Source organism: Micromonospora sp. M61 (genome assembly GCF_018070245.1).
GTDB classification, from domain to species: domain Bacteria; phylum Actinomycetota; class Actinomycetes; order Mycobacteriales; family Micromonosporaceae; genus Micromonospora; species Micromonospora zamorensis.
The window spans coordinates 110,445-122,393 of the sequence record NZ_JAGPYA010000011.1 but is presented as its reverse complement, the minus strand read 5'-3'; the positions used below and the strand labels follow the sequence as shown (position 1 = coordinate 122,393).

The window sequence follows — 11,949 nt, the reverse complement described above, 5'->3', positions numbered from 1 at the left end:
GGCCGGCATAGGCTGGGGGAATGGTCGTTATCGCGTGCGTGCTCCTGGTGGACCCCGACGGGCGGCTGCTGCTGCAACTGCGCGACAGCAACGCGCCGCACCACCCGGACGTCTGGGGTCTGCCCGGTGGCCACGGCGAGCCGGGGGAGACGCCGGAGCAGGCCGCCGAGCGGGAGCTGTGGGAGGAGACCGGCCTGCGCGCGGACGGGCCGCTGCGCCCGATCGCCGTGCAACCGTTTCCCAAGCTGGGTCGGGTGAAGCACTACTTCCTCGGCCGCACCCGGGCCCAGCAGGAGGACGTGGTGCTCGGTGAGGGCGCGGCGATGGTCTTCGTTTCCGGCGACGAGGTGCTCGACGGCCGCCCCTGGACGCCGGGCGCCGTCGAGGTGCTGACCCAGTTTCTCGCCTCACCCGAGTACGCCGCGATGACGACCGGCCGGGCGGTCACGGGGCCGGTTCAACCCGCCGGGGGGCTCCAGTCCGCATAGCGGGCCATGCCGCGCAGGGCGGCTCGGCCCGGAGTGAGCCGCAACGCGCTGTCCCGCACCGCGATGGCGAGAGGGTTGCGCAGTTGCTGGCCGTAGCGGCCGGCCCGGAACGCCGCCCGGGCGATGGCCTGACTGCGCGGGCGACGCTGCTCGTCGTACGCCGCAAGGGCGGCCGGCAGTCCGTCGGCGCCATCGGCGCAGACGGCGCCGAGCACCACCGCGTCCTCGATGGCCTGCCCAGCGCCCTGCCCGAGGTTGGGTGTCATCGCGTGGGCGGCGTCGCCGAGCAGCGCCACCCGCCCCCGCACGTACGAGGGCAGCGGCACGGCCAGGTGGTGGATGTCGTTGCGCAGCACGACGCCGGGTGGGGTCGCCGCGAGCAGCGCCGGGATGGGCGCGTGCCAGTCGCCGAAGCGCTCCCGCAGGGCCGCCAGCTCGTCGGGGGCGTGCCCTCCGGGCGGGGCGTTCACCGCGCCGTACCAGTAGACCTGGCCGTCGCCGAGCGGCACCATGCCGAACTCGGCACCAGGGCCCCAGCTGATCGCGGCCGGGACCGGCTCGGGAAACGCGATGGCTGCCCGCCACGCCGTCGAGCCCGCGTACTCCGGGGCGGGGTGTCGCGACCAGAGTTGCGTGCGGACCCGGCTGCGCAGGCCGTCGGCGCCGACCACCAGGTCGGCGGTCAGGGTCTGTGAGCCGGCAGGCCCCCGGAAGCGCACCTCGGCGCGGTCCGGGCCGGGCTCCACGTGCTCCACCTCGGCGCTGGTCCGCAGCACCGAGGCGGGCAGCGCCTCGCGCAGCGTGCGGTGCAGCGTGGTCCGGTGGACGCCGAGCGCGGTGGTGCCCAGCTGCCGGATCATCTCCGCCCCGTCCACCCGGGACAGCCACCGCCCGTGCCGGTCGCGGATCCCGCCGGGCGCATCGGCTCCACCGCGGCGCACGGCCGGGCCCAGGCCGAGGGCGTCGAGCCCGCGCAGCGCGTTGGCCATCAGGGTCAGGCCGGCGCCGACCTCGCGCGGCTCGGCGGCGCGTTCCAGCACGGTGACCCGCCACCCGTGCCGGTGCAGGGCGAGCGCGGCACTCAACCCGCCGATTCCGGCGCCCACCACCACCGCGTGTGCGTCAGCCATGTCGATCACCCTTCTACACCTGTAGAAGAGTGATACTACCTGCGGACCACCGGAAGGGGGAGCCCGTGACGGCCCGGACGAACCGGATCGCGTTGCTGACCGACGCGGCCATCGAACTGATCGCCGACGGTGGCATGCGAGCGCTCACCCACCGGGCGGTCGACGGCCGCGCCGGGATGCCACCCGGCACCACCTCCGCGTACCTGCGGACCCGGCAGGCGTTGATCGAGGCGGTGGTGGGACGGCTCGCCGAGCGCGACCGCGGCGACCTCGCGGCGTACGACCTGCCGACCCAGCCGCCGCCGCCGACCCCTGCCCCTCAGCTCGACGCCGACGACCTCGACGCGCTCGCCACCGGCGTCGCCGAGGTGCTCGACCGGTGGTTGAGCACCGGTCGCAGCCGGACCCTGGCCCGCTACGCCTGCCTGCTGGAGGCGGTGCACCGGCCCGAGCTGCGCGGGATCCTGCAACACGGCACCGGCCTGCGGGTGCAGGCCCGGGACCTGCTGACCCGGGCAGGGGCCGCCGACCCGGACCGGCAGGGAGACCAGTTCGTCGCGTTCGTGGACGGGCTGCTCTTCGACCGGCTGGTCGGCGCGGGCGCGCTCAGCGCCCCACAGCCCGGCAGCGCGGCCAGCCGAGCCGACCTCGGCGCCGCGGTCCGTACGCTGCTGCGCGCCCTGACCGGACGCTGACCGCCCCGACTCCGTCGCCTCCTCGGAGCAGCCCGCCGATCAGGTCCGTCGCGTGATGGGAGACGATCGCCTCGGGGTGCCGTGGGTCGGGCGGCGCGTCGCGGTGGGCTGGTCGGCGGGTGTTCGGGAAGGTTGGCGATGGTGCGGTTCAGCGGTCTGCGGACGGCTGGCGGGCGTGTGCGGCACGGCTGGCGACCGGTGGTGGAGGCAACCGTCGCGGCCACGGTGGCCTGGCTGCTCGCCACCCGGTTGCTCGGGCACCCGCAGCCCTTCTTCGCGCCGGCCGCAGCGCTGATCGTTCTCGGTCAGGCCCGGGGCCAGCGCATCCGCCGGGCCGTCGAGGTCGTCCTCGGGGTCGCCGCCGGGGTGCTCGTCGCGGACCTGGTCGTGCAGGCGCTCGGCCCCGGCAGCACCTGGACGGTCTTCACCGTCATCCTGCTCACCGTGCTCCTCGCGGTGGCCTTCGGCGCCACCGGCGTGACGCTGGTGCAGGCCGCGGTCTCCGCGCTCTACCTGGTGGTGGTCGCACCACCGGACGGCACACTGGTCCCGTTCCGCTTCGTCGACGCGCTGATCGGTGGCGCGGTCGCGCTCGCGGCCAGTCTGCTGGTCGACGCCCGGCGGCCCCTCGCGCCGCTGGTCGCCGAGGTTCGGCGAACCTTCGACGAGTTGGCCGGGCTGCTGGGCCGGATCGCCGACGCCCTTGACCACCGCGACGAGGCCGCGGCGGTCGCCGCGCTGACGCAGGCCCGGGGGATGGACGCCCGGGTCGACGGCCTGCGCGACGGAGTGCTCGCAGCCGGCGAGGCGCTGCAGCTCAACGTCCGTCGACGTCGGCACATCGGTAGGCTGAAGTCGGTCGACGAGTCGATCCGGCAGATCGACTACGCGGTACGCAACGTCCGGGTGCTGGCGCGCGCCGGCGTGACACTCAGCCGGACGCACACCCCGGCGCCACCCGAGCTGGGTGCGGCCCTGCGGTCGTTGGCCGAGGCGGTCCGCGAGGCCGGCGCTGCCCTCGCCGCCGACCTGACGAGGCAGGACGAGACCGCCGATCAGCACGCAACCCGAGCCGACGAGTCGGCGCTCGCCGCCGTGCGCACCGCCGGGCAGCTCTTCGGCTCGACGCAGGCCCTCCCACTGGCGATGATCATCGGTCAGGTCCGGGCCACGGCCATCGACCTGCTACGTGGCGTCAACCCCGACGACGACGCCGCCGTCCTCGCCCGGGTGGACGAAGCCCTCGGCCTCCCAGCGATCTGACCGCGCCCCCGACCGACGCCCTGCCTCCTGGCCGCGGCCCGGTCAGGTGGTCAGCCAGGTGGTGGCGGCAGCGCGGATCGGCGGTGGGATCTCGTGACCGCCGGGGAACTCCTCGTAGGTGACGTCGTAGCCACGGCTGTGCAGGTGCGGGACGAGCCGGCGGCTGCACACGTCGATGGGCAGCACCCGGTCGTCGACGCCGTGCGAGATGAAGATCCGTGGGTGACCGTGGGTGACCGGTGGCGCGGCGAAACCGGGGGAGAAGGCCAGCACCGCGTCGACCAGGTCGCCGTTGGCCAGGCCCAGCGACAGCGCGTACGAGGCGCCGTCGGAGAACCCACCGAACGTCACCTCCTGGACCGGGTAGCGGTCGAAGACGGTCGCCAACAGCCCGTCGATCCGCGCCACGTCCGCGCCGAAGCCGCCAGCGATCAGGTCCCAGCTGGCCGCCGACGACTGCGGGGCGACCAGCAGCAGCTGGTGCTCGTCCGCGACGGGCAGCAGCAGGTCCAGCCCCTGCCGCGCCGAGCCGCCCGCACCGTGCAGGAGCAGCACCAACCGGTACACCGATCCGTCGGCGGCCGACTCCGGGGCGTACGCCATCGCCACCTGGTCACCGTCGGGGCCATTCATGGGCACGAGCCCGGTCGGCCCCGGCACCACCGGCGCGTGGCGGCGGGCGGTCAACCGGCCGTGCCGGGGGTCCTGCGGGGTCCGGTACGGCGGCGCGGAGTCGGGCACAGGCCACCCCTCGCAGTCGAGGAAAACGTCCGACGCGGTTACCCGCCCCGACCTGGGTTAACCGTCGCCGAGGTGTTGACCGTCGACTCAGGCGCTGGCCCGGGCCACCAGGGCGGACGGGAAGAGGGTCACCGGCGCGGACGGACGTCCGTCCAGCAGGGCGGTGGCCGCGGCGGCGGCGATCCGCCCCACCGGGTGGCTCGCCGTGGTCAGCGCCGGGGCGGTCAGCCCGGCCAGCGGGATGTCGTCGAAGCCGGCGACCGCGACGTCGTCGGGCACCCGCACACCGGCGTCCCGCAGGCCCGCCATCACCCCGAGCGCGGTGTCGTCGCTGATCGAGTAGATCGCGTCGACGTCCGGCCACTGACGCAGCGCCACGCCCGCCGCCACCCGGCCGCGCGCCGCCGTGAAGTCGCCGGGAAGCACCCGCTCCGGCAGGCCGGCCTGGCTCATGAGACGGCGGTACGTCTGAACGGGGCGCTGCGCGCAGGGCAGCCACCGGGGGCCCGTCACCATGGCGATCCGGCGGCGACCCGTCGCGTACAGGTGGCGCAGCACCTCCTCGGAGCCGGCGCCGTTGTCGACGTCGAACGACGGCACGCTCGCCGAGCCGACGCCGATCGAGACCACCCTGCCGCGCAGCGAGCGGGGCACCGACTCCAGCAGGTCCTCGGTGGTGTTGACCAGGATCACCCCGCACACGCTGCGATCGTCGAGCTGGTCGAGGCCTCGTGGGTCGTCGAGCGGCAACCAGTGCAGCGCCACCCCGACCCCGGAGGGCGTGCACACCCGGGCGACCGAACCGACCACCCGGTGCACGTACGGGTCCTCCAGCACCGCCGCGCTGGTGCCCAGCACAGCCACGACCATTCGTACGCCGCCACCGCCGCCGCGGACCAGCGCCCGGGCTGCCGGGTTGGGCACGTAACCGAGCTGGTCGACGGCCGCTGTGACCAGTTCCCGGGCAGCCGGCGAGGCGAACCCCGTGCCGGCGATCACCCGGGACGCCGTCGACCGGGACACCCCGGCGACCCGCGCTACGTCCTCGAGAGTGGCCGGTCGGTGTGCCGCTGCCGTCATCGTCGCCTCCCACGGCGGCCCGTGAGGTCGGACAAACGCCTGCTCACATCATGCCCCGGCCGGTCCCGGATCGGTAAGGGGCGGTCGCCGGTTGTGGTGGTAGCGCTCTCAGGTGTGCGATCGTGCGAGGAGATCACCCCGAGGAAGAGGACCTGACCCCGTGAGCGCCCCCACCAGCCGTCCCGTTGCCCCGGACACCGCACCGCCGCCGTCACGGGCGGTGCTGCTCGCCCGCAACGGCGTGGCGGTCACCTTCACCCTCAACGGGCTGGCCGTCGGCAGTTGGTTCTCCCGGGTGCCGGCGGTCCGCGAGGCGTTGGACCTCTCCGCCGGCCGGCTCGGGTTGCTGCTGCTGGCGATGAGCGTCGGCGCGCTGCTCGCCATGCCGACCTCCGGCCTGCTCGCCCAGCGACTGGGCGCGGCCCGCACCGTGACACTGGCCACCGTGCTGGTCGCGGTCGGCCTCACCGTGGCGGGGCTGGGCGCAACGATGGCCGGCTCGTTTGCCGTCGTCGCCCTCGGGTTGGTCGCCTTCGGCTACGGTTCCGGCGCCTGCGACGTGGCGATGAACGTCGAGGGCGCGGCGGTGGAACGGCGCCTGAGGCGTACCGTCATGCCCCGCTTCCACGCCGCGTGGAGCCTCGGGTCGGTGGCCGGCGCGGCACTCGGCGCCGGGGCGGCCCGGTTCGACGTGTCGGTGGGCGCGCACCTCGTCGGGGTTGCGGTGGTCGTACTGATCGGCACCGCACTCGCGGCCCGGACGTTCCTGCCGTTGGGCGGCGACCACGCCGGCGACCCGGCCGACGCCACCCCGGCTGCCCGCCGCCGGGCCCAGCTCGCTGCCTGGCGGGAGCCGCGCACCCTGCTGATCGGGCTGTTCGTGCTGGTGGCGGCGTTCACCGAGGGCGCCGCCAACGACTGGCTGGCGGTCGCGTTCGTGGACGGTCGGGACCTGAGTGAGGCCGCCGGCGCGGCGGTCTTCGGTGTCTTCGTCGTGGGCATGACCATCGGGCGCACCGCGGGCACCGTCGCGCTGGACCGGTGGGGTCGGGTACCGGTGCTCAGCGGCACCATCGGGCTCGCCGTGGTCGGTGCCAGCCTGGCCGTGCTGGCCGGCTCCGGGCCGCTGGCCATCGTCGGCGTCGCGCTCTGGGGCCTCGGCGCGTCGCTGGGCTTCCCGGTCGGGATGAGCGCGGCGGCCGACGAGGAGGCACACGCGCCGGTGCGGGTGAGCGTGGTCGCGGTGATCGGCTACACCGCGTTCCTGGGTGGGCCGCCGCTGCTGGGGCTGCTCGGCGACGATGTCGGCACCCTGCGCGCGCTGCTGGTGGTGCCGCTGCTGCTGCTGCCGACCCTGCTGCTGGTGCGGGTGCTGCGCCCGCCGCACGCCGTCGAACCGGCTCCGTCAGCACACAAAAACTAACCCCATTCACCGCCGAGCGGTATCGGGTGCGCGGCCGACTGCGCCGCGTACCCGGGCTGGTTAGGGTCGCCCGATGCCAACCGACGAGATCACCGCCGCCGCGGCGGGCACCTGGACCCTGGGCGACCGCACCGTGCACCGGATGGGCTTCGGCTCCATGCGGATCACCGCGACCCTGACCGTGACCGGGCCGTCGCCCTGCTGCGCCGTGCCGTGGAGCTGGGCGTCAACCACATCGACACGGCCGCCTTCTACGTCTCACCCGGCGGCACCCTGCGGGTCGGCACCGGCCCGGCCCGCTACGCCACCGAGCTGATCCGCGCGGCGCTCGCCCCGTACCCGCAGGACCTGGTCATCGCCACCAAGGTCGGTTTCGGGTACGACCCGGAGGCGGGCTTCACCGAGGCGCTCACCCCGGCGCAGTTGCGCGACCAGGTGGAGGAGAACCTGCGCCGGCTCGGCCGCGACCAGCTCGACGTGGTGAACCTGCGCCTCGGTCGCGGGCCCGGTGCGGTGCCGCTGGCGGAGAGGTTCGGTGCGCTCGCCGACCTGCGTGCCGCCGGGCTGATCCGACACCTCGGGCTCTCCAACGTCCGGCCCGAGCAGCTGGACGACGTGGCGGGCATCGCGCCGGTGGTGTGCGTGCAGAACAACTACGGGGTGGACGCCTACCGCGAGCAGGACGCGTTCGTCCGGGCCTGCGGTGAACGGGGCGTCGCGTACGTGCCGTTCTTCGCGCTGGCCGGCACCGGCCGGGAGGCGGGCGCGAGCGCCGCGCAGGGCGAGGCCGTCGAGGCCGTCGCCCGCGCCCACGGCGTCACCGCACATCAGGTACGCCTCGCCTGGACCCTGCACCAGGGCCCACACGTCCTGGCCATCCCCGGTACCGCAGACCCCACCCACCTGGAGCAGAACATAGCCGCCGGAGCCCTGACCCTGACCCCCGAAGACCTAAAGAACCTGGCCTAACCCCCACCCCCACCTGCCCCGACCCGGCCTGCCCCGTTGATCATGAAGTTAGCGGCGCGACACGCCGGTGTCGATGTCGCTAACTTCATGATCAACGGTGTGAAAGGGGGGAGGGGGTTAGGGGTGGAGCCAGATTTGGAGGGGGCCCGTCGGGTGGAAGCCTGCTTGTCGGGCTGGGGGTAGGTCCGGGGCTTCCTCGTAGCCGACCAGGGATGCGGTGGGCAGGGTGGCGCACACCGCCCACCAGATGGCCTCGGGGTCGTCGGAGCGGGTGAACAGGTTGGAGACGCCGTACCCGCCGTCGCCGCCACTGAGCACCGCGCCGCCGGTGATCACACCGCTGTCGTCGTGGCGGGCGAGCACCCGTACCCGGGGATCGGTCAGGAGCGCGGGGCGGAACAGCTCGCCACCGCCGTGTGCCGCTGCCCAGGCCGCCAACTCGTCCGGGGTGCTGACCGGGGCCAGCGGTGTGCCGGCAGCTGGTGCCGACGGTGGCCGGTGGATCCACTGGGCGTCGAAGAGCACCCGGAACCCGTGTCCGGACAGGTCGAGGTCGGCGAAGCTGTCCTTCACCGACGCGCCGGGCCCCGCGTCGATGCGCGCCAGCAGGGCCTCGGCGTCGACCCCCGGCCGCAGGGTGACCGCGTCCGGATACCACGGGGGTGAGCGGCGCGGGACCGACCAGGCCTCGTCGTCGGTACGCCCGGCCAGCCCGTGGCTGCCGCAGACGATGTCGCACCATTCGGCGTTGTTGCGGGCCGCCGCCGCCCTCGCGTCCTTCAGCACGCCCCGCAGCCTAGGCGGCGCCAGGGCACGACGTCATGGTGCGTAGACCAGGTCCATCGTGTCGGTGTGCCCGGACCAGCGTAGGTCGAGGCGCCAGCAACCGGGCTGGGGCATGTCGATGATCGACGGGCCCGGTCCGCCGGCGACCTTCCGGGTGACCCGGGTGTCGGTGCCGTCGAGCGTCGCGGTGATCACCAGGGTCGCCGGTGCGCTCGGGTCGGGCGAGGTCGTGGCGGCCCGGGCCACCCACAGGATCTTGTTGTTCGACCCGTCCTTGCGGTGCTGGCGCAGCGGATGGGCGAACAGCACCGCCACGATGTCACCCTTCGCGCCGAACACGTGCGGGACCCGGGCGTCCCCGCTGAACCCGGCGTCCGCCCAGTCCGGCAGCGACCCGGTCTCGACCCGCGCCGCGCAGCCGGTCGCGGCGCTCGCCGTGGCGGCCGTGGCGCTCGCCGTGGCGGCCGTGGCGCTCGCCGTGCTGGCGGCAGAGCTCGTCGGCGCGGCTGCCCCGCCACTGGTCGTGGTCGTGCACCCCGCCAGCAGGACCACCGATGATGCCAGCACCCATCTGCCCCAGGAAACCATCTCGCCCCTTCCGGTACGCGTCGACGACTCGTCGCACCGTCATGACACCGGCCGCGCCCGCCAGGTTCCCTGGAAACACCTAGCGCAGCGAGCGGGCGATCTCGATCGCCTCCGCCTTGCCGACGGCACCCTCCAGCCGGTAGCTCACGTCGCCCTCCTGCCAGATCAGGGTCGAGGCGGCCAGTCGGGCGGTCTCCTGGCGGACCTCACCCGCGCGGTCCACGTACGACAGCACGTGTGGCCCGTCCACCCAGATCGCGAAGTCGCCGTTGACCTGAACCCAGTCCGCTCCCGGCGGGGTGACCTCCTTGTGGAAGGCCAGATTGAGACGACCGTCGAACGCGTCGACGCGCAGCGCGCCCCGGTCGTAGAGCAACGTCGCCACCCGACAGGTGCCCGTGGCGTCGGGGTCGGCGACCAGCACCCGCTCGGGTGGGCCCAGCTTCGCTGGTTGACGGATCGGGAACCGCACCGCCCGTTGGGCCTCGTCCAGGGTGATGGACCGCTGGCCGGGCAACGGCGACGGCGTGCCGCCGGGCAGCGTGCGGGCGGGCGTGGTGGCGATGCTGACACCGGCGAAGCGCAGCAGCCCCGTGACAGCGTCGGCGACGGCGGCGCGGGTCGGGGGCACCACCGCCACGACCACGGCGACGAGCGCCGCCGCGGCAAGCGGACGCCACCGGCGCGCCGGCCTGTCGAGGCGTACGCGGACGCGAGCGGTCACGTCCGGCGCGTCGGGTGTCTCCAGCCAGGCGGAGAGGTCGCGCAGCTCCCGTTCGAGGTCACCCATGCCGGACCTCCTCACGGTCGAGCAGGCCGCGAAGCTTCGCCAGCGCCCGGGAAGTGCGCGACTTCACAGTGCCCCGGGGCCAGCCCAGTGCCGCCACCGTCTCCTCCTCGCTGAGGTCGAGGAAGAACCGGCAGACGATCACCTCGCGGTCGCGTACCGGTAGTTGACGCAGGGCCTGCACCAGTGAGGCGCGGCGCTCCCCGGCGAGGACGGCGTCGACCGCCCCGTCCTCGGCGATCTCGGCCGTCGGATCCGCCGCCGCGGCCCGCAGGACGAGCCCGTCCCGCCGGCCGCGGGACCGGTGCAGGTTGCGGGTCTCGTTGGCGACGATCGCGAGTAGCCACGACCGGAAGGACGACTCGCCCCGGTAACGGGACAGCTTGCGGTACGCCTTCACGAACGCCTCCTGGATGACGTCCTCGGAGTCCGATCCCGCGCCGAGCAGCACCGCCGTCCGGTGTGCGGACGCGGTGTGCCGGGCGACCAGGAGGTCGTACGCCTCCAGGTCACCGGCCCGAGCGCGGGTGACGAGAGCGTCGTCGTCCAGGGGGAGGCCTCCGTTCGGATCACACTCATGACACCGCGTACGCCCCGGTGGTTCCACCCGTCTCTTTCGACGCGGGCCAGCTGTCTCCCATCCGGCGTGCAGCGTATTGCCAGGATTCGGTGCTGCACTGGAGGGGCGTCGAGGAGAGGAGCTGGTCATGAGCTGGTTCAACCGCCGGTCGCGGGGTGCCGAGGCGACCCCGACGAAGCTGGACCGGGAGGCGACCCGCGAGGATCTCGCGGCGCTGGAGGAGTTCGTCGCCAGCCGGCGGGGGGTGGAGTTCTACCTGGAGCCGGAGACCACCGCGACGGACACCACAGTGGTGGCGATCGCCCACGACGGCGAGTGGATCCGTCGTCGTACCGGCACGCCGCGGGCGGCGGGGTCCATCGCCCGCAAGCACGCGGTGCCGCTGTACGAGGCGGCGCGCACCGGCTACCCGGAACGGATGCGCACCTGGAGCCGGGCCCACCCGGAACGGCACGCCCGCTGAGGCTCGTCTGTTCAGGCGGCCTCGACGGCTGAGCGGGCCTGCTCAAGCGTCATCGACTCGGCGTCGATCATCACACTGCCGCGCTCGTCGGCCACGACGGCGACGCCGGCCTGGACCGCCTCCGGGTCCGGATCGCCTGGGCAGAACCAGACACGGCCGGCGAGGTGGTGGAATCGCATGGCGACGATGGTGATCGACTCCCGGGATTGATCGCGGACGCTGCTCCGGTGGTCGCCGATCCTAGGTGAGGGTGCCGCATGCCACCGCACCCTCGGACGATCGGCGCAGGCCAGGGTAGGTGCTACCTCCCTTTGCTCTGCTTACCTATCTGCACCAGACACGGAGCGTCACTGGTGCACATAGGTAAGCAGAGCAAAGGGCGTCGCGCATTGACCCGGGGCATTACGGCGTGCGGATTCGAGGTCGCACCAATCGGTGGAAACCGATGATTGGCACCCGCTTGACAGCGCCGGGGTCGGCGTTGACCGGCGGCGCGGCGGTGTGGCAGCATTCGCGGCCTGACGGCAGTGAAGGAAGTCGGTGCGATTCCGACGCGGTCCCGCCACTGTCACCGGGGAGCGATCCCCCCTCGTGAGTCACGGCCGTGTGTCTGCGGTTGGAAGGCCGGGGGAGAGCGTCGATCCGGAAGCCAGGATACTTCGGCCGTCGGGACGTACCCCAGGGCGTGGACACCCGAGGAGGACCCGATGGCGCACGGCGTCTCATTCATCGACGATCATCGTCATGACCCGCATCGCGGACGCCACACCGCACCCACGACCGGCCGGACCAGCATGCTCCGGGCCGGCCTCGTCGGCGTGCTCCAGGTCGCCCGCGTCGACCACCGGGCCCGCTGAGCTGAGCGCCCGGCGCTGACCGGCCCCGACGTCCGCGTCGGCGAGCCGGCCGCGCCGTCGTGCCGGCTGACGCCGCACCCACCCGCTTCGTCCAGGTCG

Annotated in this window: 14 protein-coding genes, 1 pseudogene and 1 riboswitch; of the genes and pseudogenes, 6 read left to right on the top strand and 9 right to left on the bottom strand. The window is 73.8% G+C overall.

Going from position 1 to position 11,949, the window contains the following annotated elements; all coding sequences use genetic code 11:
- The first annotated feature begins 20 nt into the window (after positions 1 to 20).
- Positions 21 to 488, top strand: a complete 468-nt coding sequence (locus KBX34_RS09030) for an NUDIX domain-containing protein (protein WP_210924384.1) — start codon at positions 21 to 23, stop codon at positions 486 to 488.
- On the opposite strand, the gene KBX34_RS09025 is transcribed toward KBX34_RS09030, so the two are convergent.
- Positions 458 to 1,618, bottom strand: a complete 1,161-nt coding sequence (locus KBX34_RS09025) for an FAD-dependent oxidoreductase (RefSeq protein ID WP_210924382.1) — start codon at positions 1,616 to 1,618, stop codon at positions 458 to 460. The two genes, KBX34_RS09030 and KBX34_RS09025, sit on opposite strands and share 31 nt — an antisense overlap.
- A 65-nt stretch (positions 1,619 to 1,683) precedes the next feature.
- On the opposite strand from KBX34_RS09025, the gene KBX34_RS09020 reads away from it, so the two are divergent.
- Together KBX34_RS09020 and KBX34_RS09015 are read left to right on the top strand one after the other, a co-directional pair.
- On the top strand, positions 1,684 to 2,313 hold the full coding sequence (locus KBX34_RS09020; protein WP_307871358.1) for a TetR/AcrR family transcriptional regulator: 630 nt from the start codon (positions 1,684 to 1,686) through the stop codon (positions 2,311 to 2,313).
- Positions 2,314 to 2,451: 138 nt separating this feature from the next.
- Positions 2,452 to 3,576 carry an aromatic acid exporter family protein gene (locus KBX34_RS09015; protein ID WP_210924376.1) on the top strand — a complete coding sequence of 375 codons (1,125 nt, stop codon included), beginning with the start codon at positions 2,452 to 2,454 and terminating at the stop codon, positions 3,574 to 3,576.
- 42 nt (positions 3,577 to 3,618) lie between these two features.
- Here KBX34_RS09015 and KBX34_RS09010 read toward each other — a convergent pair whose 3' ends face one another.
- Together KBX34_RS09010 and KBX34_RS09005 are read right to left on the bottom strand one after the other, a co-directional pair.
- Complete coding sequence (locus KBX34_RS09010) at positions 3,619 to 4,317, bottom strand: alpha/beta hydrolase (RefSeq protein WP_210924374.1); 699 nt, start codon at positions 4,315 to 4,317, stop codon at positions 3,619 to 3,621.
- An 87-nt stretch (positions 4,318 to 4,404) separates the two neighbouring features.
- Complete coding sequence (locus tag KBX34_RS09005) at positions 4,405 to 5,397, bottom strand: LacI family DNA-binding transcriptional regulator (RefSeq protein WP_210924372.1); 993 nt, start codon at positions 5,395 to 5,397, stop codon at positions 4,405 to 4,407.
- 160 nt (positions 5,398 to 5,557) lie between these two features.
- On the opposite strand from KBX34_RS09005, the gene KBX34_RS09000 reads away from it, so the two are divergent.
- Both KBX34_RS09000 and KBX34_RS08995 read left to right on the top strand, forming a co-directional pair.
- Positions 5,558 to 6,820: an MFS transporter gene (locus tag KBX34_RS09000; protein WP_210924370.1), complete on the top strand. Its 1,263-nt coding sequence runs from the start codon at positions 5,558 to 5,560 to the stop codon at positions 6,818 to 6,820.
- Positions 6,821 to 6,893: 73 nt separating this feature from the next.
- Positions 6,894 to 7,789, top strand: a pseudogene (locus KBX34_RS08995) (aldo/keto reductase).
- A gap of 117 nt (positions 7,790 to 7,906) precedes the next feature.
- Here the strand turns inward: KBX34_RS08995 and KBX34_RS08990 are convergent.
- From KBX34_RS08990 to KBX34_RS08975, 4 genes are all read right to left on the bottom strand, one after another.
- Positions 7,907 to 8,575, bottom strand: a complete 669-nt coding sequence (locus tag KBX34_RS08990; protein ID WP_210924369.1) for a hypothetical protein — start codon at positions 8,573 to 8,575, stop codon at positions 7,907 to 7,909.
- 33 nt (positions 8,576 to 8,608) lie between these two features.
- Positions 8,609 to 9,142 carry a hypothetical protein gene (locus tag KBX34_RS08985; protein WP_307871357.1) on the bottom strand — a complete coding sequence of 178 codons (534 nt, stop codon included), beginning with the start codon at positions 9,140 to 9,142 and terminating at the stop codon, positions 8,609 to 8,611.
- A 100-nt stretch (positions 9,143 to 9,242) separates the two neighbouring features.
- Positions 9,243 to 9,953 (bottom strand): hypothetical protein, encoded by a 711-nt coding sequence (locus KBX34_RS08980; RefSeq protein ID WP_210924365.1) that lies wholly within the window; start codon positions 9,951 to 9,953, stop codon positions 9,243 to 9,245.
- Positions 9,946 to 10,557 (bottom strand): RNA polymerase sigma factor, encoded by a 612-nt coding sequence (locus KBX34_RS08975; protein WP_355162223.1) that lies wholly within the window; start codon positions 10,555 to 10,557, stop codon positions 9,946 to 9,948. The genes KBX34_RS08980 and KBX34_RS08975 overlap by 8 nt, the downstream gene beginning before the upstream one ends.
- Before the next feature lie 100 nt (positions 10,558 to 10,657).
- On the opposite strand from KBX34_RS08975, the gene KBX34_RS08970 reads away from it, so the two are divergent.
- A complete protein-coding gene (locus KBX34_RS08970) occupies positions 10,658 to 10,993 on the top strand; it encodes a hypothetical protein (protein ID WP_179779303.1) in 336 nt (111 codons plus the stop codon).
- An 11-nt stretch (positions 10,994 to 11,004) separates the two neighbouring features.
- On the opposite strand, the gene KBX34_RS08965 is transcribed toward KBX34_RS08970, so the two are convergent.
- Together KBX34_RS08965 and KBX34_RS08960 are read right to left on the bottom strand one after the other, a co-directional pair.
- The gene (locus KBX34_RS08965; protein WP_210924363.1) at positions 11,005 to 11,172 is read right to left on the bottom strand and encodes a hypothetical protein; all 168 of its coding nucleotides are present in this window, start codon (positions 11,170 to 11,172) and stop codon (positions 11,005 to 11,007) included.
- A gap of 351 nt (positions 11,173 to 11,523) precedes the next feature.
- A riboswitch (cobalamin riboswitch) is annotated at positions 11,524 to 11,653 on the top strand.
- 62 nt (positions 11,654 to 11,715) lie between these two features.
- Positions 11,716 to 11,928, bottom strand: a complete 213-nt coding sequence (locus KBX34_RS08960; protein WP_210924362.1) for a hypothetical protein — start codon at positions 11,926 to 11,928, stop codon at positions 11,716 to 11,718.
- Positions 11,929 to 11,949 lie beyond the last annotated feature (21 nt).